The sequence below is a fragment of the Pseudomonas sp. NPDC089396 genome (genome assembly GCF_044749545.1).
Classification (GTDB): domain Bacteria; phylum Pseudomonadota; class Gammaproteobacteria; order Pseudomonadales; family Pseudomonadaceae; genus Aquipseudomonas.
In genome coordinates, this window is the sequence record NZ_JBIVIC010000004.1 from 327735 (window position 1) to 350371 (window position 22637).

The following is a 22637-nucleotide window of genomic DNA, read 5'->3' on the forward strand; positions in this document are numbered from 1 at the left end:
ATGAGCGCAACGCACACGCCCGCAGTATCTTGAGCCCAGGCCAATCGCCTGGATGGCGAACGATAACAAGATCTGCAGGCAAGCGCAGTGGCGCTTGAAGGAGCCGCCTTTTGAACATCTTTGATGAACCGAAGATCGATTGCCATAACCATTTGTTTGACCCTGCGCGCTTTGCCTATCACCCGGATGCACCTTATGCACCGTCCGGCCAGGAAGTCGCCCCGCTGGAGCAGTTCAACCAGGTGATGGATGCCTACGGTGTGCGTCATGCCCTGCTGGTGGGGCCCAACAGCGGCTATCACACCGACAATCGCTGCCTGTTGCACGCCCTGGCCAGCGGCCAGGGGCGCTTCAAGGGGGTGGCGGTGGTCGATCGCCAGATCGGCCTGGAGCAACTGGCCGTCCTGCGTGAGCAGGGGGTGGTGGGCGTGGCGTTCAACCCCGCGATGCATGGCCTGACCAGGCTGCAGGAGGCCGAGCCGCTGCTGGGCAAGCTGGCCGAACTGGGCCTGTTCGCCCAGATCCAGGTCTGCGAAGACCAACTGGTCGACTTGCAGGGCCTGATCGAGCGTAGCCCGGTGCGCGTGCTGATCGACCACTGCGGTCGCCCGCAGGCCGCTGCCGGGTTGCAGCAGCCCGGTTTCCAGGCGCTGCTGAGGCTGGCCCGGCTTGGCCGCGTCAGCGTGAAGCTCTCCGGTATGCAGAAGTTCGCGGCTGCCCATGCGCTGCACGCGCAGAGCGCCGCCTATGTCCAGGCGCTGATCGAGGCGTTTGGCCCGGATGCCTGTGTCTGGGGCTCGGACTGGCCCTTCATCCGCCAACCTGCGCGGGTCGATTACGGGCCGCTGCTGAAACTGGCCGAGCGCTTGATGCCGGACCCTCGGCTGCGCCGAACGATCATGTGGGACACGCCCAGGCGCCTGTTCGGCTTCGCCTGACCCCACGCATTGCCATTCCAATAACAAGAGAGCAATTGTCATGACCGTTGAACAGCACCTCGGCCAAGGCGTGCTAGACACGCCCGCGCGCCTGCAACAAAGGACCCGCACCCGCTTCATGATCCTGGCGTTGATCTCGGGCGGCACCATGATCAATTATCTCGACCGCAGTGTCATGGGGATCGCCGCACCCAGTATCAGCGCCGACCTGGGCCTCAACGCTGCGCTGATGGGGGTGATCTTCTCGGCGTTCTCGTGGACCTATGCCGCGGCGCAGATTCCCGGTGGCATCCTGATCGACCGCCTCGGCACCAAGTTCACCTACTGGCTGGCGCTGACCCTGTGGTCGCTGTTCACAGGCTTGCAGGGCCTGGCCCAGGGTTTTCTGTCGTTGCTGGGCATGCGCTTTCTGGTGGGCGTGACCGAGGCACCGTGCTTCCCCACCAACAGCCGCGTGGTGGCGACCTGGTTCCCGCAGAGCGAGCGAGCCAGGGCAACCGGCATCTACACCTTTGCCGAGTACACCGGGCTTGCGTTCCTCACGCCGCTGCTGTTCTGGGTGCTGCACGCCTATGGCTGGCGCTTCCTGTTGATGGCGGTCGGTCTGCTCGGGGTGCTGTACGGTCTGGTGTGGTGGCGCAAGTACCATGAGCCACATCAGTCGACCTCCGCCAACCAGGCCGAGCTGGACTACATCGCCGCCGGCGGCGGCGTGGTCGACGGCGGACAGAAAGCCACCGTGTTCCGCTGGTCGCAGATTCCGGCACTGCTCAAGCACCGCAACATGCTGGGCATCTGCCTGGGGCAGTTCGCCTGCAACTCGACCAACGTGTTCTTCCTCACCTGGTTCCCCACCTACCTGGTCACCGAGCGGCACATGCCCTGGCTCAAGGTCGGCTGGGTCGCGGTGCTGCCCTTCATCGCCGCATCGCTGGGCACCCTGGCCGGTGGCTGGCTGTCGGATGCCTTGCTGCGCCGCGGCTACTCGCTGAACGTGGCGCGCAAGCTGCCGGTGATTGCCGGACTGCTGACCGCCTCGGTGATCGTGCTGGCCAACTATGTTGAGTCCGACGCGCTGGTGATCACCATCCTTTGCGTTGCCTACTTTGCCCAGGGCATGTCGGCGCTGGCCTGGATGATCGTTTCCGATATCGCCCCCAAAGGCCTGCTGGGGCTCAGCGGCGGGCTGTTCAACCTGTTCGCCAACGCCGCCGGCATTGTCACCCCGCTGACCATCGGCCTGATCGTCAGCGCCACGGGCTCGTTCGTCTGGGCCTTGGCTTTCGTGTCCACCATCACCGCGCTGGGTGCGCTGTGCTACCTGTTCATGGTGCGCGACCTGCGTCGCCTGCCGGATATTCCCTCTGTCGAAAATGGAGCAAGACAATGAGTCAATCTTTGCAAGGGCAAACGGCAATCGTCACCGGCGGCATGCGCGGCATCGGCCTGGCCATTGCGCAACGGCTGCAGGTGGCTGGCGCCCAGGTGGTGATCTGGGACCTGGCGGTCGACGGCTGGGACAGTGCTGCCAGTGGCTTCGAGCCGGTGCTACGCCAGGCGGTGGACGTGGCCTCGCTGGCGTCTGTGCAGAGCGCATTCGCCGAGGTGCTGGAGCGCCTGGGGCAGGTCGAGATCCTGGTCAACAATGCCGGCATCAATGGTCCGGTGCTGCCGTGCTGGGAGTACTCCCCAGAGGCCTGGGACAAGGTCATCGCCGTTGACCTGAACAGCGTCTTCTACTGCTGCCGCACGGCCATACCGCACATGCGCGAGCGTGGCTACGGGCGTATCGTCAATGTCGCTTCGATGGCGGGCAAGGACGGCGTTCAGTTCATTTCGGGGTATTCCGCGGCCAAGGCCGGGGTCATCGCCTTCACCAAGGCCGCGGCCAAGGAGCTTGCGCAGGACGGCGTGCTGCTCAACTGCATCGCGCCGGCCATGGTCGAAACGCCGCTGATGGCCGAGATGACCCCGGAGCACATTGCCGCGAGCAAGGCCAAGATCCCCATGGGGCGGTTCCTCAAGGCCGAGGAGATCGCCAACATGGTGGCCTGGATCGCCGGACCCGAATGCAGTTTCACCACCGGCTTCGTATTCGACCTCAGCGGCGGCAGGGCGACCTATTGAAAGCGCTGGGGGTGGCCCACCTGACGGCCTTGGACCTGGCCCCGGCTGTGTTGGTGCGCGAGGCCGGCCGGGCCGGTTTCGCCGCGGTGGGGCTGCGGCTGCACCCGGTACAGCCGGGTGCGCGGGCCTACCCGGTGGCGCAAGGCAGCCAGGCCATGGGCGAGCTGAAGGCGGTGATGGCCGGCGAGGGCGTGCAGGTTGCCGATATCGAGTTCGTCGCGCTGACGCCCGCGTTTCAGGTAGCCGACTGCGAAGCGTTGCTGGCGGCAGGCGCCGAGCTGGGAGCGCAGAGCCTTACGGTTTCCGGGGACGACCCGGAGCTCGCGCGGCTGACCCAGCGCTTCGCGGCATTGTGCGAGTTGGCCAGTGGCTACGGGTTGCGTGTGGACCTTGAGTTCATGCGCTGGCGGCCGGTGGCCACGCTGCAACACGCGCTTGCCGTGGTGATGGCGGCCGGGCAGGGCAACAGTGGCGTGTTGCTGGATGCCTTGCACCTGTTCCGTTCGGGGGGCGATGTCGCGGCCCTTGCCGGCGTTGACCCAGGTTACCTGCGGGCCGTGCAACTGTGCGATGCGCCGCGGCTGGCGCCGGTGGACGCGCTGATCATTCAGGAGGCACGAGAAGGGCGGCTGTTGCCGGGGCAGGGGCAACTGCCGTTGGCGCCGTTGCTCGGGGCGTTGCCGGTGGACGTGCAGATAAGCGTGGAAACACCAACGCGACAGCACGCTGGCAAGCAGAACGTACGGCGGGCGTATGACGCTACCTGCTCCTGGTTAGCGTGCCTGTAAATTAAGAGGGGGGCTGCAGCCAGCGCCATCCCCTGTGGGAGCCGGCTTGCCGGCGATAGGGCCCGAACAGGCAATTCAAGTTTACCTGCCCCGGCCTCATCGCCGGCAAGCCGGCTCCCACAGGGATCGTGCAAGTCTTCAAGGATTGACCTGGTACCCCCGTCCTTGCAGGCAACCGCTGAAGGCATTGGCATGTGCCGAGCTTTGTGCTTCGCCTTGGTTACGCCGGTCCTGGCGACGCTCCTGGCGCTGGCGTGAGCCACCGACCACGGCACCGGCTGCTGCCACTTCGCCGGCACGGTTCTGGCGATACTCTTGCTTGGCGTCGTCGCCGACCCGGTCATAGAGCTCATCGTGCTGGTTACCGCGCACCTGCGCCCCGACTGCGCCCGCCGCGGCGCCTACGGCCGCGCCTTTCACCCGGCCACCGACATGCGGGCTGGTGCTGCTGGTGGCACTGTTCGCGGCGTTGGTCGCCACGGTATTGCAATCATTGATGTCCAGCTGCGTCTGCTGGCTGCTCTGACCCTTGAGCGGTACTACTGATTGGGCCTGGACTACCGGGGCTGCACACAGCAGTACCAGCATGTAACTCAACGTGAGCGCACGCATGGCACACCTCCACTAAATATGAACCGTATCATTGAGAATAGCCCGGACTACTCCGGGCCGGGAGACCGCAGCCCTCATGGGGTTGCGGCCGAACGCAGGGGCACCTCGCGCAGCATCCACGACAACGCGAATGCCACGCAGGTAATCACTGCAGCCAGCAGGAACACGCCATGCATCGCTCCGGAGAACGCCTGCAGGTAGGCCTGCTGCAAGGGGGCCGACAGCGCATGTACCGCTGTCGGCGAAAGGCTTGCGGGGCCGCCGGTGGTGGCGGCGAAATCGCTGGGGAGGCGATCGAGCAGGGTATGGGCGAACAACGCCCCGAACACCGACACGCCGACCGCCCCACCTATCGAGCGGAACAGGGTGGCGCCCGAGGTCGCCACGCCAATATGGCGCCGCTCCACGCTGTTTTGCACCGCCAGGATCAGCACCTGCATGACCATGCCCAGGCCTGCACCCAGCAGGCCCATGTACAGGTTCATCAGCATCTTCGGCGTGTCCAGGTCGATGCGGCTCAACAGACCCAGGGCAATCACCTGCAGCAGCGTGCCCAGGATCGGGAAGATCCGGTAGCGTCCCCAGCGGCTGATCAGCCGCCCGGTGATGGCCGACACCACCAGCAAACCACCCATCAACGGCAGCATCTGCAAGCCGGCACTGGTCGGGGTGGCGTCCTTGACCACCTGCATGTAAAGCGGCAGGAAGGTCACCGAGCCGAACAGCGACACGCCGACGACCAGGCCGATCAGCCCGGCGAGCACGAAGGTGCGGTGGCGGAACAGGTGCAGCGGCATGATCGGCTCGACGGCGCGGCGCTGCTCGTAGATGAAGCCGGCCAGGCCGACTACGGCGAACAGCCCCAGGCACAGAATGTCCAGCGACGCCCACGGCACCAGGCTGCCGCCGAGGCTGGTGATCAGTACCAGCGAACCCAGGGTAACGGTGAGGAAGAAGGCACCGATGTAGTCGACCACGTGCTTGACCGGGGCGACATGCGGGCGGAACACGTAACCGATGACCAGCACCGCCAGCAGGCCCAGCGGCAGGTTGATGAGAAAGATCCAGTGCCACGACAGGTGCTCGACCAAAAAGCCGCCGATCAGTGGCCCGACCACAGTCGCCAGGCCGAACACACCGCCGAACAAGCCCTGGTAGCGGCCGCGCTCGGCAGGTGGAATGACATCGCCGATGGCGGCCATCGCCACCACCATCAGGCCGCCGCCACCCAGGCCCTGCAAGGTGCGGAACAGCACCAGCTGGGTCATGTCCTGGGCCACGCCGCACAACGCCGAGCCCAGCAGGAACAAGGCGATGGCGATCTGCAGTACCCGCTTGCGCCCGTAGAGGTCGCCGAACTTGCCGTACAGCGGCACCACCACGGTCGAGGCCAGCAGGTACGCGGTAACCACCCACGACAACCAGCGCAGGCCGCCGAGGTCGCTGACGATGGTCGGCAGCGCGGTGGAGACGATGGTCTGGTCGAGGGCAGCGAGGAACATCACCAACATCAAGGCACCGAGCAACCACGGGATGGACGTCTGCCTATCCACGTTGGCGTGCGCAGGTGAGGGGCTGGCTTGATCCGGGAGGGCAGTTTCAGCGGCGCGTCCGTGCATGATCAGCAGCCCTCGCCCTGAGCGTACTGGCGGCCGATTGCTTCAAGGCCCGCCAGCGCGAAGTGATACAAGTGCGTGCTGATCTGATCAGCAGGCATGCCAAGGATCTCGTGCAGCGCACCGGACGTTGCGCGCGGGCCGATCAGCAGCATGGCCCAGGGCGCCGTGACGCAAAGAATGCAGCGGGTCAGCGCTGGTGCGTCTGCCGGGATGGCAGTGATTTCGCTGAACAGGCCCTTGAGCAGTGCCAGTTTCATCGGCGCCCCGGTCTGCAGGTGCGCCTGGCCGTGCGGGCTGGGCGCCAGGATTTCGGCGGCGAGCACGCGCAGGTGCCAATTGTTGTGCCCCTGCAGCGCCTTGTTCACCACCAGCTCGACCAGCGCGCGCAGTTTCTCTGTCGCTGGCTGCTCGGCGAGGGTGATGCGCTGCAGGTCGGAAATGTCCAGAAAACGCCGCCGGGCTTCATCGAGCACGGCCAGGTAGAGGCCGCTGCGGCTGCCAAAGTGATAGTTGATCGACGCCAGGTCGACTTCGGCCTTGGCTGCCACGGCCTTGTTGCTGGCTTCGGCGTACCCGACAGCCGCGAACAGTTCGCCGGCCGCCTGGAGGATACGGGCGCGGGTAGCTTCGCCGTCCTTGCGGGGTTCACGAACGGTTGTCGCCATGGCTTTTCTCTCCGTTGAGCAATGGGAGAAGCCTGGGCTAGTTTTAAGTTAAATTCAATTTAAATTTAGTGATGATGACAAAAGGCAAAAGCCCGCTTCAAAGCCGACCGGACGGCGCTCACCGCTAGGGAGAGAGGTGGTTCCTATGGTATACAAGCCGTTACCGACACCACCATCGCCCGCCACCTGGATGCGTCGACGCTTGGCTGGTGATTTTCTTGCCCGCTGCCCTGATTAAGAAACGGAGATTCGCCGATGACCGCCACCGACCGTCTGAGCCTGCTGCAGTTCGAGCACCTGGGCCTGGACGATGTTGCCGCTGCAGAATTCAAGATTGCGCTGAAGGAATTGCGCAATCTGGCGCTGGAAGACCGCTACGAGCACCATGCTGCCCTGCACCTGGGTGATATCGCTGACGCTGAAGACCACCAGCAACTGGAAGAAGCCCGCAACTGGGGCATTGGCTTCTTGCAGGGGCTGATCTGCTCCAGGGGCCTTGCGCAAGGCCAGATCGACGCCTTGCGGCGCGTGTTCCAAGCGGCAGCGGAGCGTTCGCTGGCGCGTATCCGCGGCTGATTCGAATTTCGCTCGGGCCTTGTTCCATCAGGGCCTGACGCGGCGGCAGGGCATCGACGCGCCGCTCGATGCACTGGCCCGCTGGCTGCACCATTCGGTGCATAAATCGTTTTCCTTCACCCTGCATAAGTACATTTTCCTACTAGGCTTGCACGTGTCAGCGTGCGTGAAGGCCTGGAGTGACTGCCTGTAACAAGACGTCCTAGGGAAAGAGCATGAGCATGAGTGGGCCCCGGAACCTGATCATCTGCGAATACTGCGACGCGGTGTACGAGCGTGCGCCCGTGCAACGGCATCAGCGGGCGCTGTGCACCCGTTGTGGCGGCGTCCTGTACCGGCATTCCAGCCTTGGCATTCAGCAGCGTCTGGCCCTGAGTGTCACAGGCGCTGTGTTGCTGGTGTTCGCCAACCTGTACCCGGTCATGACCATCGGCATGCAGGGCCTGTCCAACTCGGCCACCCTGTGGGATTCGGTGTTGATCCTGAGCAGCGGCAGCATCACCTTCATTGCCCTGGTGATGGCCTTGGCCATCATCTTCGCCCCCATTTTGCAGATCGCCTTGCTGTGCTGGGTACTGAGCTTTGCCCTGGCCGGTCGTCGAGCCCCCGGTTTTGCCATGTGCATGCGCTGCCTGGAAGGCCTGCGCCCCTGGAGCATGCTGGAAGTCTGCCTGCTGGGGGCACTGGTGGCGGTGATCAAGCTGGCGGGCCTGCTCGATGTCATCCCGGGCATTGGCCTGATCGCGTTGGCCGCGCTGAGCGTGCTCATCATCTATATCGCCGGGCGTGACATACGCGACCTGTGGGAGCAGGTATGAACACGCCCGCGCAAGCCGAGGACCTGGGCCTGTGCCTGTGTCACGGTTGTGGCCAGGCCTGCGACCTGAGCGACGGTTCGCACAGCTGTGAGCGCTGCGGTGCTGCGCTGCACCCGCGCAAGACCAATGCCATCACCCGCGGTTGGGCCTTCCTGTTCGCCGCGCTGGTGTTCTACGTCCCGGCGAACCTGCTGCCGGTCATGCACACCGAAATGCTCGGCAGTGGCAGTGACAGCACGATTGTCGGCGGCGTGATCGAGTTCTGGGAGGCCGGCGCCTGGGATATCGCCTTGATCATCTTCATCGCCAGTATCGGCGTGCCGGCAATCAAGTTCTTCTCGCTCGGCCTGCTGTTGTTCACCGCTCAAAGCGGTTCCAGCTGGGCCCGCCGGCAGCGTTCGCAGTTGTATCGCGGTGTCGAGCTGATCGGCTACTGGTCCATGCTCGATGTGATCGTGGTGGCGCTGGTGGCGGCGCTGGTGCAATTGCGTGGCCTTGGCACCATCGAACCCCGGCCGGGCATCCTGTTCTTCGGCATGGTCGTGGTGCTGACCATGTTCTCGGCAATGAGTTTCGACCCACGCTTGATCTGGGATGACCCTGGCAACGACGGAGGCGGCACCGATGGCGCAAGTGAGTGACAGGCAAGAAGGTGCAGGGCAAGCGCAGATCCGTACCCGGCGCTGGAATGTGTCACTGGTATGGATCGTGCCGATCCTGGCGATCCTGGTCGGGGCTTCGTTGGTAGTGCGCAACTGGATGGAGCAGGGGCCGGTGATCTCGATTTCCTTCCGTTCCGGGGAAGGCCTGGTGGCGCACAAGACCCAGGTCAAGTACCGCAGCGTGGTGATCGGCGAGGTGACCACGGTGGACCTTGCCGACGACCACAAGAGCGTGCTGGTCAAAGTGCAGCTGTCCAACGAAGCCAAATCGTTCGCGACCAAGGGCGCGCGGTTCTGGGTGGTCCGTCCACGGATTGGCGCGGGAGGGATTTCCGGGGTGGATACCCTGCTGTCCGGCAGCTTCATTGGCGCCGATGCCGGTGAGTCGAAGTCACCGGAGAAAAAATTCACTGGTCTGGAGCTGCCGCCGGCGATCACCTATGGCGAAATTGGCAAGCGCTTCACCCTCAGGGCCCGCGACCTGGGCTCGCTGGATATCGGCTCGTCGATCTATTACCGCAAGATACCGGTAGGCGAAGTGGTGTCCTACAACTTGCGCGAAGATGGCAAGGGCGTGGAACTCGGCGTCTTCGTGCAAGCACCCTACGATGCCTTCGTGACCACGAACACACGCTTCTGGAATGCCAGCGGTGTCGACATGCAGATTGGCGCCAATGGCCTGAAAGTCGACACCGAGTCGATTTCGTCGATCCTGGTGGGTGGGCTGGCGTTCGGCTCTCCCGATTTCGCGCCGGACGCCGAGCCCGCCGAGGACCAGGCGCGTTTCCGTCTGTTTGCTGACCGGGAGATGGCACTGTCGCCGCCCCATGGCCGGCCGCAGTACCTGCAACTGCGCTTCGACCAGGCCATGCGCGGCCTGTCGGTGGGGGCGCCGGTGGAGTTCAAGGGCGTGGAATTCGGCAAGGTCACATCAATCCAGCTCGACTACGATCAGGCCAAACAAAGTTTCCCCGTGGTGGTCGATGCGGTGATCTATCCGCAGCGCCTTGGCCCTGTGCACCAGAAGATGCTCGGCGTGTTCAAGCAGACCCCCGGCGACCTGGCCGGGGCACGGCGGCTGATCGGCACCTTCGTCGAGCATGGCCTGCGCGCCCAGGCGCGCAGCGGCAACCTGATCACCGGGCAAATGTTCATTTCCCTGGACTTTTACCCCGATGCGCCGAAAGTCGCGTTCGACATGACGGCCGAGCCCATCGTCATTCCCACGCTGCCGGGCAGCCTGGAAAAACTGCAAGAGCAGCTGCAGCACTTCATCGAGCGCGTCAGCAAGTTGCCGCTGGAGAGCATCGCCAACAACCTCGACGGCAGCCTGCGTGAGCTGCGTGCCAACCTCAAGCAGTTCAATGGCCAGACGTTGCCGGGTGTGAAGACCACCCTCGACGAGATGCAAAAGACCTTGAAAAGCGCCAATTCGACCCTTGCCGAGGACTCGCCGCAACGCGAACGGCTGGGCGAGACACTGGACGAACTGGAGCGCATGTCGCGCTCGTTGCGTGACCTGTCCGACTACCTGGGCCGGCACCCCGAATCGCTGATCCGTGGCCGCCCCAAAGCGGCCGGCGCAGAAAACTTGAAACCTTGAGGGCGCAGGCCAGAGGAGTGCTGCCGATGCATCGATTGCGCAATCTGTGTGGAGCCGGTTTGCTGATCTGGCTGTCGGGGTGCAGCAGTACCCCGAACAACTACCACACGCTGGTGCCGGCGCAGCCGGCCCAGGGAAATAACCAGCACATCATGGTCGGCCGGGTGAGCCTGCCGCCCCAGGTGGATCGCTCGCAGCTGGTGGTGCGTCAGGGCGCCAGTGGCTTGGCGATCCTTGAAACCGAGTGGTGGGGCGCCAACCTGGTGGATGAGTTTCGCAGCGCCTTGCAGGACATGCTGGGCGGACCGGTAGCGGGATCTACCGCGCTGCTGCGTGTGGATGTTCAGCGCTTCGACAGCGTGCCGGGCCAGTACGCGTCACTGGATACGCTGTGGCGCCTGAAAAAACCGGCCGAGGCTGAGATGACCTGCCGCACATCGGTGCAGACTGCAGCCGACAACAGCATCACCAGCCTGGTCAATGCCCACCAGGCCAACCTGCGCAAACTGGCCGAAGCGGTGAGGGCGGCCGCGGCGCCGGGCAGGAGCGCTTGCCCGAGCACGCAGTGATCCCCTCACACATCCCCTTCAGCGCATGTGCAGGATGATCGGCCTGCTGCTGGCGGGGCCGGTGTGGTCGCGCAGCTTGCCAACCGCCTGTGCAGCCACTGCACCGCCGTGGTTACCCCAGGTGCTGCGCACAAAGCTCAGGACGTCGGCAATTTCCTGGTCCGACAGCTGTTCGCGGAAGGCCGGCATGCGGTAGGCATCCGGCAAGCCCGCCGCGACGATGCGCTGCGAGCCATTGAGGGTGATGTTGATCGCCGATGCATCTTCCTTCGCCAGCGCCGAGGTCGCCCCGGCCAGCGGCGGCATCCATTCGGCCTGGCCCTTGCCGTCCAGGCCATGGCAGGTGGCGCAGCGGGTCACATAGGTGTGGGCGCCGGGACTGTCCAGGCGCTCGCCGGCTGCATTGGCCTGATACTGCCAGGGCGTACCGTCGCGCTGGGGGTCACCGGGCAGCGACTTGAGGTAGCGGGCAATCGCCGCCAGGTCGTCATCGGTCATGAACTGCGTGGAGTTGTTGAACGCTTCGGTCATCGAACCAAACACCACTGCGTGCTGGTTACGCCCGGTCTTGAGGAACTGCACGATCTGCGCCTCGCTCCAGCGGCCCAGGCCGGTGTTGGGGTCGCTGCGCAGGCTGGGGGCGTACCACCCATCGAGCAAGGCACCGGCGAGGTAGGGCGCAGCGCCCTCGTCCAGGGCTTTTTCGTTGAATGCCAGGCCACGCGGGGTATGGCAACTGCCGCAGTGGCCAGGCCCCTGGACGATGTAGGCGCCGCGGTTCCACAACGCGTCTTGCCCCGGCTTGGCCGCATAAGGCGTGGTGGCAGCGAACAGGCCGTTCCACAAGGCGATGGGCCAGCGCAGGTTCAATGGCCAGGGGATGTCGCTGGGAATATTGGCCTGCTGCGCGGGCTGCACACCGTTCATGAAAAAGGCGTACAAGGCGCGCACATCCTCATCGCTGAGCTTGGCGTACGAAGGGTAGGGCATGGCCGGGTACAAGCGCCGGCCTCCCGGCGCGACGCCGTGGCGTACCGCGCGGTCGAAGTCGGCAAGGCTGTAGTTGCCGATTCCAGTGGTACGGTCGGGGGTGACATTGGTGGCATGGATCGCACCCAGCGGGGTGGCCATTTCCAGCCCACCGGCGAAGGGCTTGCCGTCTGGCAGGCTATGGCAGGCCACGCAGTCGCTGAGCCTGGCCACATACTCGCCGCGGCTGACCAGCGCCGGGTCGCTGCCGGGGGGCTGTTCAGCGGCGAAAGGCGAGGCGGGCTCGCGGGTCACGTACCAGGCCAGCAGGCCTGCACCGAGCAGGCACGGCAACACCAGCCATCCTGCAACGCTTGCCAATCGGCGGTGGGTCATGGGGCGGTCCTTGTCCGGTCAGCTGAAGGTATAGCGGCTCAGGGGCAGGCTGCGGATGCGCTGGCCGGTGAGCTGCGCCACCGCATTGGCGACTGCCGGTGCCACCGCGGGCAGCGGCGGTTCGCCGATACCGCCCATCTTCTCGCCACTTTCGACGATGCGCACATGCACCCGGGCCATGCGCGAGGCCGGCAGGATCGGATACAGGTCGTAATTGCGCGCCCGCGGCTGGCCATCGACGTACACCGCTTCCTCGACCAGCGTCTGCGACAGACCAAGGGCCACGGCGCCATTGACCTGGGCTTCGATGATCGCCGGGTTGACGATACTGCCGGGGTCGATGGCCTGCCAGATGTCGTGCACCTTGACCTGACCCTGTTCGATCGACACTTCGGCAATCACTGCCGCTTGCGAGCCGAACGGCGATGCCATGGCCACGCCCCGCGCGCGCTTGCTGCCGTCTTCGGCGGTGAACGGGCCGCGTTTCCAGCCCCCCGACAGTTCGCCGACCGCGCGCAGCAAGGTGGTCAGTCGCGGGTTGTCGCGCAGCAGGTGCAGGCGCAGCTCGAAGGGGTCCTTGCCGCCCTTGTCGGCCAGTTCATCGAGAAACGCCTCATAGAAGAAGTCGTTCAGCGAATTGCCTACCGAGCGCCAGTAACCCAGCATGGCCGGGCCTTTGACATAGACCTGCGCGATGCGCTTGTTGGCGATGGCATACGCCTTGCCCGACAGGCCTTCGAGCGCGGTCGGGTCGATCTGCTCGCCTTGCTTGCCGGCCAGGGCTTCGGTCGGGCCTTCGGTGGCGCTCACCGCTTCCAGGGCGATGGGCAGGCCGTCGGCATCGAGCCCGGCGCGGAACTTGACCACGGCCACAGGCCGCAACACATCGCGCAGAAATTCTTCTTCGCGGCTCCAGATCAGCTTCACCGGCCGGCCAACGGCCTTGGCCAGTTCGATGGCCTGCGGGTAGGGGTTGGCCGAATCATAGAGAAAGTGGCGGCCAAAGAAACCGCCGAGCAGCGGTGAGTGCAGGGTGATTTGCGCAGGGGAGAGGCCGGTGCGCTTGGCGATGTCGTCACGGAACATGTCCGGTGCCTGGTTCGGCAGCCACACCTCCAGCGACCCGTCCGGGTTGAAACGCGCCAGCGCGCTCGGCGGCTCCAGCTGGGCATGGTTGAGGTACTGGTTGTGGTAGGTGGCCTCGATCTGGGTCTTGGCGTTGGCCAAGGCGCCGTCGATATCGCCTTCGCGTTCATCGTCTCGGGCCGGGCCCTGCTGCGCCGCCAGGTGCTCGCGCCAGGCGGCGCTGGAGAAGTCCGCGGGCATGGGGCGCACTTTGCTGTCCGCCGTGGGCTCTCGCCAATCGACCTGCAGCGCCTCGACCGCGCGCTTGGCGTGCCACCAGCGTTCGGCGACCACCGCCACGGCGCCCGGCAAGCGGTGCACCGAGTGTACGCCAGGCAGGCCCTTGACCTGTTCTTCATTACGCAGGTTGCCCACGGTCATACCCAGGCGCGGTGCGTGTTGCACGGCCGCGTGGAGCATGCCGTCGACCTTGATGTCGATGGTGTATTGCGCCTTGCCGGTGGACTTGTCGTAGGCGTCGACACGCCGAACCGGCTTGCCGATCCAGCGAAACTGGCTGGGGTCGCGCAGCTTGACGCTGGTGGGGTCCGGCACCGGCAGGTCCATGGCGCGCCCGGCCAACTCGCCGTAGGTCAGCGCCCGGCCAGAGGCGGTGTGCAGCACCTTGCCGGGTTCGGTCGACAGTTCGCCGAGCGGAACCCCCCATTGCTCGGCGGCAGCCTGCATCAGCATGGCCCGGGCCAGGGCACCGAGGCGGCGCATGGTCGGGTAGCTCATGCGCACCGACATACTGCCGCCGGTGATGCGCATGCCGTTTTCCATCACCACATAGGTTTCGCCGGGCGGGGCGCTGTCGACCAGGAAGGTGGCGGGGTCGGCGTCCAGCTCTTCACCGACGATCTGCGCCATGGCCGTGTAGGTGCCTTGCCCGCCCTCCATGAACGGGCAGAGCAGGCGCACGCTGCTGTCCGGGCGGATCTCCAGGAATGCCGGCACCTGGGTGCCGCGCTCCACGGCCGCTGCCGCCTGGACCCGAGCGCCGCCCAAGGGCAGCCCGAAGCCGAGGACCAGGGCACCTACGGCGGTGCCGGCGAGGAAGCGCCGGCGCGACAGGTTCACGGTTTCGCCAAGTGGCAGGTCAAGAAGCGCTGCCGGGGTATCGATTGGCACGTTCATCAGGCCTTCTCCCCTTGGGCGAGTGCATGCACGGCGGCATGGATGGCGTTGTAGGTGCCGCAACGACACAGGTTGACCATCGCTGCCGCGATCTGCTCATCGCTGGGTTTGGCGGTGTGCTTGAGCAGCGCGGTGGCCGCCATCACCTGCCCGGACTGGCAGTACCCGCACTGGGCCACCTGATGCTCGACCCAGGCCGCCACTACGCGCTTGCCCACGGCATCGGCCTCGATGGCTTCGATGGTGGTCACCTCACGCCCGACCACGCCGGCCACCGGGGTCACGCAGGCGCGCACCACGTTGCCGTCCACCAGGACCGAGCAGGCGCCGCACTGGGCCAGGCCACAGCCATACTTGGTGCCGGTCAGGCCCAGGTCGTCGCGGATCACCCACAGCAGGGGCGTGTCGGCGGCAGCCTCGACCTGGTAGGTCTGCTGGTTGATACGAAGTTCCATGGCTCACCTGCTGATCATCGGTTGTCTTCACGTGGGGAATACGTTGTTCCCCAATCCAGAAACGCTAGCACAGGGCAGGAACCGTTCGTCTGCCGTGGGCGGCAGGTCCAGAGGATCAGGCAAGCATTCCGTTGGAATGCGCAAACCTGTGGCCCCATCGCCGGCAAGCCGGCGATAGGGCCAGTGCCGACAAACAGGACTTCCAGTCGAAAAACCCGGATAATGCCGGCCAATTTCGTTTTGCACGCTTAAATCACGGTAATCCCGCATGGAAATCAAGGTCAATTTTCTCGACAACCTTCGTCTGGAAGCCAAGTTCGACGACTTCACGGTGATCGCCGACCAACCGATTCGCTACAAAGGCGACGGTTCGGCGCCAGGCCCGTTCGACTATTTCCTTGCCTCGTCGGCACTGTGCGCCGCGTACTTCGTCAAGCTGTACTGCCAGACCCGCGATATCCCCACCGAGAATATCCGCCTGTCGCAGAACAACATCGTCGACCCGGAGAACCGCTACAACCAGATCTTCAAGATCCAGGTCGAGCTGCCCGAAGACATTTCCGAAAAGGACCGCCAGGGCATCCTGCGCTCCATCGACCGTTGCACGGTCAAGAAAGTGGTGCAGACCGGCCCCGAGTTCATCATCGAAGAAGTCGACAACCTCGACGCCGATGCCCAGGGCCTGCTGATGCCGGTGGCCGACACCACCACCTACATCCCCGGCAAGGACCTGCCCCTGGAGCAGACCATCGCCAACATGTCGGGCCTTCTTGCCGGGCTGGGGATGAAGATCGAGATCGCCTCGTGGCGCAACATCGTGCCCAACGTCTGGTCGCTGCACGTGCGCGATGCGCAATCGCCAATGTGCTTCACCAACGGCAAGGGCTCGACCAAGGAGGCCGCGCTGGCCTCGGCGCTGGGCGAGTTCATCGAGCGCTTGAACTGCAACTTCTTCTACAACGACCAGTTCTGGGGCGAGGACATCGCCAACGCGCCGTTCGTGCATTACCCCAACGAGCAGTGGTTCAAGCCAGGCCCCAAGGATGCGCTGCCGGCCGAGATTCTCGATGCGTACTGCCTGGAGATCTACAACCCGGACGACGAGCTGCGCGGTTCGCACCTGTACGACACCAACTCGGGCAACACCGCCCGTGGCATCTGCTCGCTGCCGTTCGTGCGCCAGTCGGACGAGCAGGTGGTGTACTTCCCGTCCAACCTGATCGAAAACCTGTTCCTGAGCAACGGCATGAGCGCCGGCAATACCCTGGCCGAGGCGCAGGTGCAGTGCCTGTCGGAGATCTTCGAGCGGGCGGTCAAGCGTGAGATCCTCGAAGGCGAGCTGGCCTTGCCGGACGTGCCGCAAGAAGTACTGGCCAAGTACCCGGCTATCCTCGCTGGCATTCAGGGGCTGGAAGAGCAGGGCTTCCCGGTGCTGGTCAAGGATGCCTCGCTCGGTGGCGAGTTCCCGGTCATGTGCGTGACCTTGATGAACCCGCGCACCGGCGGCGTGTTCGCCTCGTTCGGCGCGCACCCAAGCTTCGAGGTGGCGCTGGAGCGCAGCCTCACCGAGCTGTTGCAAGGGCGCAGCTTCGAGGGCTTGAACGACCTGCCGCAGCCGACCTTCGAAAGCCATGCGTTGACTGAGCCGAACAACTTCGTCGAGCACTTCATCGATTCCAGCGGTGTGGTGTCGTGGCGCTTCTTCAGTGCCAAGGCCGATTTCGAGTTCGTCGAGTGGGACTTCTCCGGTCACGGCGAAGACTCCAACATTCAAGAGGCCGCGACCCTGTTCGGCATCCTCGAGGACCTGGGCAAGGAAGTGTACATGGCCGTGTACGACAACCTCGGCGCCACCGCCTGCCGCATCCTGGTGCCGGGTTACTCGGAGATCTACCCGGTCGAGGATCTGATCTGGGACAACACCAACCGCGCCCTTGGCTTCCGTGCCGACATCCTCAACCTGCACAGTCTCGACAACCGCGCGCTGCGTGCGCTGCGCAAGCGTCTGGACAACTGCGATGTCGATGACTACACCACCATCACCACCCTGATCGGTGTCGAGTTCGACGACAACACCGTGTGGGGCCAGCTCACCATCCTTGAGCTGAAACTGCTGATCTGCCTGGCGTTGCAGCGTTTCGAGGACGCCAAGGAACTGGTCGAGGCCTTCTTGCAGTTCAACGACAACACCGTCGAGCGCGGCCTGTTCTACCAGGCGCTTAATGTCGTGCTGGAAGTGGTGCTCGACGACGAGTTGGAAATGCAGGACTACGAGGCCAACTTCCGCCGCATGTTCGGCAACCCGCGCATGGACGCGGTGCTGGGTTCGGTGGACGGCAGCGTGCGCTTCCATGGCCTGACGCCGACCAGCATGAAGCTCGAAGGGCTGGACCGTCACCTGCGCCTGATCGAGAGCTACAAGAAGCTGCACGCCGCGCGGGCCAAAGCGGTCTGACGGCGCTGCCGAGGGGCGCCATGCGCCCCTCTTATAGCGGCAACGTCTTATCCCTATTGCCAATCCGTATTGCCAGTCAGGCATTAGCGCTTGCTGCATTCCCGTACCAGCGCTTAGCTGTTTGCCGGCCGTAGCTGGCCACACACTTCACCTACTGCATGGCGCGTAGACCGCCAGAAGGACCTCGGCCGCGCTCACAACAAGAAGGCGCAGACGAATGAGCACTCCTTTGGATACCAATGCACTGAAGGCCCGACAGCAGGCGGCTTGGGCCAGCGGTGACTACGCAGTGATCGGTACTACCTTGCAACTGGTGGGCGAACGGCTTGCAGAGGCCTGCGACCTGCGCTGGGACGAGCAGGTGCTGGATGTCGCGGCGGGCAATGGTAACGCCACCCTGGCCGCCGCCCGGCGCGGTTGCCGAGTCACCTCCACGGACTATGTGCCCGAGCTGCTCAAGCGCGGGGAAGAGCGTGCCCGCGCCGAACGCCTGAACGTTGTTTTTCAGGTGGCCGATGCCGAGGCCTTGCCGTTCAAGGACGCCACCTTCGATGCCGTCGTTTCGACCTTTGGCGTGATGTTCGCCCCCGACCAGGCCCAGGCCGCGCGAGAACTGGCCCGGGTCTGTCGTTCCGGTGGCCGGGTAGGGTTGGCCAACTGGACGCCGCAGGGTTTCGTCGGGCAGATGTTCAAGACCCTCGGCCGGCACGTGCCACCGCCCGCCGGGGCGTTGCCGCCGTCGCGCTGGGGCGATGAAGAACAACTTCGCGCCATGTTCGAAGGCGCGATCGGCGCCATGGACATCACCCGCCAGCATTTCAACTTCCGTTACCGCTCGGCGGCGCATTTCATCGAGATGTTTCGCACCTGGTATGGGCCGGTGCACAAGGCTTTCGCGGCGTTGCCAGCGGATGCCGCTGCGGCACTGGAAAGCGACCTGACCGCATTGCTGAATGAAAACAATCAGGGCGGGTCATCGTCGCTCGTGGTACCCAGCGAATACCTGGAAGTTGTAATCATGAAGCGCTGAGTACTGGCTTTTCGAGATCCGGGTAGCATGCAGTTCTCGCGCACCCACAAGGATGTCATGGTGATCACGTTCTACCACCGTCTGAGAGCTTGTCTCGAGCGCAGATCAGGCAAACAGGTGGCCGTCGAGCCGGGTTTTGCTCCCTCCCGTGTCGAGCAGAACCTGGCCTGGCTACCACGTAACCGGGCGTACGAACCGCTCGACCTGCCGCCTCCTGAAATCCCACCGCTAGGCCTTGTTGGCGCGCCATTGCAGCAGCGCTATGCGGCATTTTTGGCGCAAGTGACCAAAGCGCCTGCGCCGGTGACCGATGACGCGCTGCGCGACGCAGGTCGGCATCTGGCCAGCGAGCTGCTGAGCCAGGCCATCACCCTGGGCTGCAGCAAAGCCCATGAACTTTCGGATGAGGTCTACTGGCTGGTGCAGAGCGCAGCCACTGCGTCCCTGTTCGCCGATGGTGCGCACTCTGCCGAGTTTGCCGGGTACAGGCAGCATGTTCAGCATTACCAGTCGGCCGACCGCATGGCTGCCCAGGTCGCGGCCTTCGACCGTTACGTGGCCGCCACTGGCCAACCGGTAGTTGATGACTGAATGCTTTCCCGCTCAGCGGATGAGAACCTGAGTAGCGACTAGTTCTTGCACTTGGCCATGACGACCTGGCAAGTGTTCGGGGTTCCCCCCGAGCGGCCTGCATAGCGAATGCAGTTGTTCATCGACTTCTGCCGGGCGATGCTCAGTGTGTTGCCCCAGGCCAGGCCGCCTTCGCCAAGGCTGGGCACGGCTTTGGCGAAGCAGTTGGAGCCCTGCGCCGCAGCGTAGGAACGGGGCTTGCTGCTTTTGCTCGAACACCCTGCGGTCAGCGCCACGCACAGGGCAAGCAGGGCATGCGCAGCCCAGAACGCGTAGGGTCGTGCGGGGTGAGCGTTCATGCCTTTGCCTCTGTTGGGGCGGGTTAATGCTTTGAGGATATGTCAAACAAGCCAGGCGGTGAACCAATCGGACGACGTGGCGATCCGCAAGCTCTGTCGCCTGTTCGGGCCCAATCGCCGGCAAGCCGGCTCCCACAGGTACTGCGCAGTCCTTGAACTGCATGGGATTCCTGTGGGAGCCGGCTTGCCGGCGATTGGGCCGAGCCTGCTCCAGATCAGAAACGGTAGTTCAGGCTGGCTTCCAGGGTGCGTGGCGCACCGGGGGTGATCAGGTCCACCGAGCCGTGCGCCGAGGCGTAGTAGTCGCGGTCGAACACGTTCTTCAGGCGCAGCGCCATGTCCCACTCGGGCTCGCCGTAGAGCAGGGCGGCGTCGAAGGTGGTGTAACCCGGCATGACCACCTTGTTGTCGAGTGCGGTGTAGCGCTCGTCGACGTAGTTGGCACCCGCCGCCACACGCCACTGGGGAGTGAGCGTGCGCACCAGCCACAGGTTGGCGCTGTTGCGTGGCGTCAGGGTCGGCACCTGGCCTTCGTTGGGCACACCATTGGTCTTGCTGTTGGACTTGGTGATCTCGGCATCCAGGTAGGCATAGCCGGCATATACCTGCCATTTGTCCGTCAACTGGCCGCTGACCGTGGCCTCGAAGCCATCGGTGCGCTGCTCGCCAGCCAGCACGGTCAGGTTCGGGTTGGCCGGGTCGGCGGTCTTCATGTTGGTGCGTTCCAGGCGGAAGATGGCCGCGGTCACCGCCAGGCGGCTGTCGAGCAAGTCCCACTTGGCGCCGATTTCGTAGTTGGTTGTTTCTTCCGGCTCCAGGTGCTCACTGCTTGGGCTGACCGCGAACACTTCGCCCGAAGGCTGGTAGCTGCGGCTGACCGACACGTAGTACGACTGGATCTGGTCCGGCTGATACACAAGACCTGCGCGTGGGCTCCAGGTCTTGTCGGTGCGGTCGAGGTCGACATTCTGCACGCGGTCGTCGTCGTACTCCTGGCCGAAGATGTCGTAGCGCACACCGACCAGGGCTTTCCAGTGCTCGTTCAGCTCGATCATGTCCTGCACGTAAAGGCCGGTAGTCTCCTGGTAGTTGGTGCCCTTGGAGGACAGGTTGGCGGCATGCTCCGGTACAGGCACCAGGCCATCGCCAAAGACCGGCACCTGGGCCACGTTGTTCTGGCTGAACACCCGTTGGTACTTGTCCTGGAAGCCGACTTCCACGCCGTACAGCAGATTGTGCTGCATGCCCAGCAACTGCGCCTGCTGCTTGAGTTCGGTCTGGTTGAACACGCCGTATTCGTCACGCGCGACGTTGCCGCGGTTGAGCTTGATCAGCAGCTCGCCATCGGGGGAGGTGACGAAGCGGGTCGGGCTGGTGTCGGCCAGGGTGTTGTTGCGGTCCAGGTCGTAACGGTAGTAACGGCTGGTGTTGGTCAGGGTGAGGTCGTCATTGATCCGATAGTCCAAGCTTGCGGTCAGCGAGAACACTTCGCTGCGGGCATAGTCCTGGTCGGCATCGCCGGAACCGAAGCGCTTGTCGCGGTCGACGTCCACCGGACGGTCGCCCAGCGCCGGGACGCCGAAGTCGATCAGGCGTTTGTCGTACAGGTAAGTGGCGCCGAGGTTCAGCTCCAGGTCGTCGGACAGCTTGAAATAGGCCGATGGGGCAATCGCCTTGCGGTCGATGTAGCCGTCGTCGCGGAAGGTGTCGCTGTCTTCGAAGGCACCGGTCATGCGGTAGGCCTGGTTGCCCTGCGGGTCGGCCCAGCCGGTGTCGAACTGGGTGCGGCGCTTGCCTTCGCTGTCGAAGGTCACGCCCACCTCGCGCTTGGGCGCGAAGTTGGGTTTCTTGCTGATGCTGTTGATCAGGCCACCGGAAGAGCCACGGCCATAGAGCACGGCGGCCGGGCCTTTGACGACCTCGACGCGCTCGATGTTGGACAGGTCGCGGAAGTACAGGGCGTCATCGCGCACGCCGTCGATGTACATGTCGCCAATAGCGCTGAAGCCGCGGATGGTCACCTGGTCGCGCTGACCGTCGCCGTTGGACATGCCGATCCCAGGCACGTTTTTCAGCACGTCTTCCATGGACTGGGCGCCCTGGTCCTTGATCACGCTTTCCGGCACGACGTTGACGGTTTGCGGAATGTCGCGCAGCGGGGCGTCGATCTTGAGCGCGCTGCGGCTGTCGCTGGCCTTGTAGCTCTGCTGCTCGTAGGCACTGGTGACGGAGGTGGCGGGCAAGGCGAGTTCGCCCTGGCTTTCAGCATGTACCGCAGGAACCACCAGCAGGCCCAGGACCGAGAGGGAGGCCGGGGCAACAGACTTCTTTGTCATGAATCGCGACTCGATTGTTGATCTGAGGTCACGAATAGTAACGATTTGTAAATGTAAAGCAAGTGTAAAGAATTCGTATTTGCTATCGCAATAGCGCCGAGGTCAGGTTGCGGCGAAATGACATGGGACAAGGGCAGAGTGCCGGGTAATAGCTATGCTTGTTTGCGCGTGAACTTCTCACGCACACGACTCCGCTCTTGATCACAGGGATGCAGGCCTATGAATTCTCTTAGCACTCTCGCGCGTGCCGTTGCGCTCGCCAGCTTGGTTGCCACTGCCAGTTTTACCGTGCAGGCGGCCGATATTCCGATCGCTAGCGAAGCGCTGGAAAGCCATATCAAAACCGAGGTCACGGCCATCGACCAGGCAACCCGCCAGGTCACGGTGAAAGGGGCAGATGACAAGCCCGTGACGTTCCAGTTGACGGAAAAGGCCAAGGCCCTGCCGAATCTGAAGGTGGGTGACAAGGTCGACATCTACGTCACCCGTGCGGTGGCGTATGTGCTCAATACCGAGGTAGGCGGGGCGCCGAAAGCCAGTTCGGAATCCGGTACCATCCGCGCCACCGAGGCCAACCCGAACCCGGGGGGCGAGGCGTTCCGTCAGGTGAAGGTCACTTCGAAAATCGAGGCGATCGACCTGAAAAAACACGAGGTGACCCTGATGCCGCCGGAAGGCAAGGTGCAGGTGGTGAAAGTCGAGAACCCGGATCTGCAAGCGCGCATGAAGAACCTCAAGAAAGGCCAGACCGTCGATGCGATCTACACCGAGGTGCTGAGGGTCGAAACCTCGCGTTGAACCTCAGGGATAAGCGGCACTGCTGAATCG

At 64.2% G+C, this 22637-nt stretch carries 21 protein-coding genes; 13 read left to right on the forward strand and 8 right to left on the reverse strand.

Features of this window, described 5'->3' with window-relative positions; genetic code table 11:
* Nucleotides 1–110 precede the first annotated feature (110 nt).
* Genes ACIPZB_RS09705 through ACIPZB_RS09720 form a run of 4 tightly spaced genes read left to right on the forward strand, consistent with a single transcriptional unit; the run spans nt 111 to nt 3853 of the window.
* Entirely contained in the window at nt 111–938 is an 828-nt protein-coding gene (locus ACIPZB_RS09705; protein WP_400640021.1) for an amidohydrolase family protein, read from the forward strand.
* A 40-nt stretch (nt 939–978) separates the two neighbouring features.
* The gene (locus ACIPZB_RS09710; RefSeq protein WP_008093793.1) at nt 979–2328 is read left to right on the forward strand and encodes an MFS transporter; all 1350 of its coding nucleotides are present in this window, start codon (nt 979–981) and stop codon (nt 2326–2328) included.
* Nucleotides 2325–3065, forward strand: coding sequence for an SDR family NAD(P)-dependent oxidoreductase (locus ACIPZB_RS09715; RefSeq protein WP_400640022.1), 741 nt, complete (start codon nt 2325–2327; stop codon nt 3063–3065). The genes ACIPZB_RS09710 and ACIPZB_RS09715 overlap by 4 nt, the downstream gene beginning before the upstream one ends.
* The gene (locus ACIPZB_RS09720) at nt 3062–3853 is read left to right on the forward strand and encodes a sugar phosphate isomerase/epimerase family protein (protein WP_400640023.1); all 792 of its coding nucleotides are present in this window, start codon (nt 3062–3064) and stop codon (nt 3851–3853) included. The genes ACIPZB_RS09715 and ACIPZB_RS09720 overlap by 4 nt, the downstream gene beginning before the upstream one ends.
* A 138-nt stretch (nt 3854–3991) precedes the next feature.
* Here the strand turns inward: ACIPZB_RS09720 and ACIPZB_RS09725 are convergent, their stop codons facing one another.
* The 3 genes from ACIPZB_RS09725 to ACIPZB_RS09735 all read right to left on the reverse strand — a co-directional run bounded on the left by ACIPZB_RS09725 (nt 3992) and on the right by ACIPZB_RS09735 (nt 6749).
* Entirely contained in the window at nt 3992–4465 is a 474-nt protein-coding gene (locus tag ACIPZB_RS09725; RefSeq protein ID WP_400640024.1) for a hypothetical protein, read from the reverse strand.
* Nucleotides 4466–4539: 74 nt separating this feature from the next.
* Nucleotides 4540–6018, reverse strand: a complete 1479-nt coding sequence (locus ACIPZB_RS09730; protein WP_400640025.1) for an MDR family MFS transporter — start codon at nt 6016–6018, stop codon at nt 4540–4542.
* A 68-nt stretch (nt 6019–6086) separates the two neighbouring features.
* The gene (locus tag ACIPZB_RS09735) at nt 6087–6749 is read right to left on the reverse strand and encodes a TetR/AcrR family transcriptional regulator (RefSeq protein WP_400640026.1); all 663 of its coding nucleotides are present in this window, start codon (nt 6747–6749) and stop codon (nt 6087–6089) included.
* A gap of 255 nt (nt 6750–7004) precedes the next feature.
* On the opposite strand from ACIPZB_RS09735, the gene ACIPZB_RS09740 reads away from it, so the two are divergent.
* The 5 genes from ACIPZB_RS09740 to ACIPZB_RS09760 all read left to right on the forward strand — a co-directional run bounded on the left by ACIPZB_RS09740 (nt 7005) and on the right by ACIPZB_RS09760 (nt 10977).
* Complete coding sequence (locus ACIPZB_RS09740) at nt 7005–7325, forward strand: hypothetical protein (RefSeq protein WP_008093800.1); 321 nt, start codon at nt 7005–7007, stop codon at nt 7323–7325.
* A gap of 221 nt (nt 7326–7546) precedes the next feature.
* Entirely contained in the window at nt 7547–8143 is a 597-nt protein-coding gene (locus tag ACIPZB_RS09745; RefSeq protein WP_400640027.1) for a paraquat-inducible protein A, read from the forward strand.
* On the forward strand, nt 8140–8784 hold the full coding sequence (locus ACIPZB_RS09750; RefSeq protein ID WP_400640028.1) for a paraquat-inducible protein A: 645 nt from the start codon (nt 8140–8142) through the stop codon (nt 8782–8784). Before ACIPZB_RS09745 ends, ACIPZB_RS09750 begins: the two co-directional genes overlap by 4 nt.
* Nucleotides 8768–10408 carry an intermembrane transport protein PqiB gene (locus ACIPZB_RS09755; protein ID WP_400640029.1) on the forward strand — a complete coding sequence of 547 codons (1641 nt, stop codon included), beginning with the start codon at nt 8768–8770 and terminating at the stop codon, nt 10406–10408. Before ACIPZB_RS09750 ends, ACIPZB_RS09755 begins: the two co-directional genes overlap by 17 nt.
* A 26-nt stretch (nt 10409–10434) precedes the next feature.
* Nucleotides 10435–10977, forward strand: a complete 543-nt coding sequence (locus tag ACIPZB_RS09760) for a membrane integrity-associated transporter subunit PqiC (protein WP_400640030.1) — start codon at nt 10435–10437, stop codon at nt 10975–10977.
* An 18-nt stretch (nt 10978–10995) separates the two neighbouring features.
* Here the strand turns inward: ACIPZB_RS09760 and ACIPZB_RS09765 are convergent, their stop codons facing one another.
* Genes ACIPZB_RS09765 through ACIPZB_RS09775 form a run of 3 tightly spaced genes read right to left on the reverse strand, consistent with a single transcriptional unit; the run spans nt 10996 to nt 15059 of the window.
* Nucleotides 10996–12342 (reverse strand): c-type cytochrome, encoded by a 1347-nt coding sequence (locus tag ACIPZB_RS09765; protein WP_400640031.1) that lies wholly within the window; start codon nt 12340–12342, stop codon nt 10996–10998.
* 18 nt (nt 12343–12360) lie between these two features.
* Entirely contained in the window at nt 12361–14604 is a 2244-nt protein-coding gene (locus tag ACIPZB_RS09770) for a molybdopterin cofactor-binding domain-containing protein (RefSeq protein WP_400640032.1), read from the reverse strand.
* On the reverse strand, nt 14604–15059 hold the full coding sequence (locus ACIPZB_RS09775) for a (2Fe-2S)-binding protein (protein WP_400640033.1): 456 nt from the start codon (nt 15057–15059) through the stop codon (nt 14604–14606). Before ACIPZB_RS09775 ends, ACIPZB_RS09770 begins: the two co-directional genes overlap by 1 nt.
* A 268-nt stretch (nt 15060–15327) precedes the next feature.
* Between ACIPZB_RS09775 and ACIPZB_RS09780 the strand changes: the two genes are divergently transcribed.
* The 3 genes from ACIPZB_RS09780 (at nt 15328) to ACIPZB_RS09790 (ending at nt 19135) form a co-directional block, all read left to right on the forward strand.
* On the forward strand, nt 15328–17514 hold the full coding sequence (locus ACIPZB_RS09780) for an OsmC domain/YcaO domain-containing protein (RefSeq protein WP_400640034.1): 2187 nt from the start codon (nt 15328–15330) through the stop codon (nt 17512–17514).
* 217 nt (nt 17515–17731) lie between these two features.
* Nucleotides 17732–18544, forward strand: a complete 813-nt coding sequence (locus ACIPZB_RS09785) for a class I SAM-dependent methyltransferase (RefSeq protein WP_400640035.1) — start codon at nt 17732–17734, stop codon at nt 18542–18544.
* A 27-nt stretch (nt 18545–18571) separates the two neighbouring features.
* Entirely contained in the window at nt 18572–19135 is a 564-nt protein-coding gene (locus tag ACIPZB_RS09790) for a hypothetical protein (RefSeq protein ID WP_400640036.1), read from the forward strand.
* A gap of 38 nt (nt 19136–19173) precedes the next feature.
* On the opposite strand, the gene ACIPZB_RS09795 is transcribed toward ACIPZB_RS09790, so the two are convergent.
* Together ACIPZB_RS09795 and ACIPZB_RS09800 are read right to left on the reverse strand one after the other, a co-directional pair.
* Nucleotides 19174–19473, reverse strand: coding sequence for a hypothetical protein (locus ACIPZB_RS09795; RefSeq protein ID WP_400640037.1), 300 nt, complete (start codon nt 19471–19473; stop codon nt 19174–19176).
* 215 nt (nt 19474–19688) lie between these two features.
* On the reverse strand, nt 19689–21809 hold the full coding sequence (locus tag ACIPZB_RS09800; protein WP_400640038.1) for a TonB-dependent receptor: 2121 nt from the start codon (nt 21807–21809) through the stop codon (nt 19689–19691).
* A gap of 219 nt (nt 21810–22028) precedes the next feature.
* Here ACIPZB_RS09800 and ACIPZB_RS09805 point away from each other — a divergent pair, with 219 nt between their 5' ends.
* Nucleotides 22029–22607: a hypothetical protein gene (locus ACIPZB_RS09805; protein ID WP_400640039.1), complete on the forward strand. Its 579-nt coding sequence runs from the start codon at nt 22029–22031 to the stop codon at nt 22605–22607.
* The last annotated feature ends 30 nt before the right edge of the window (nt 22608–22637 follow it).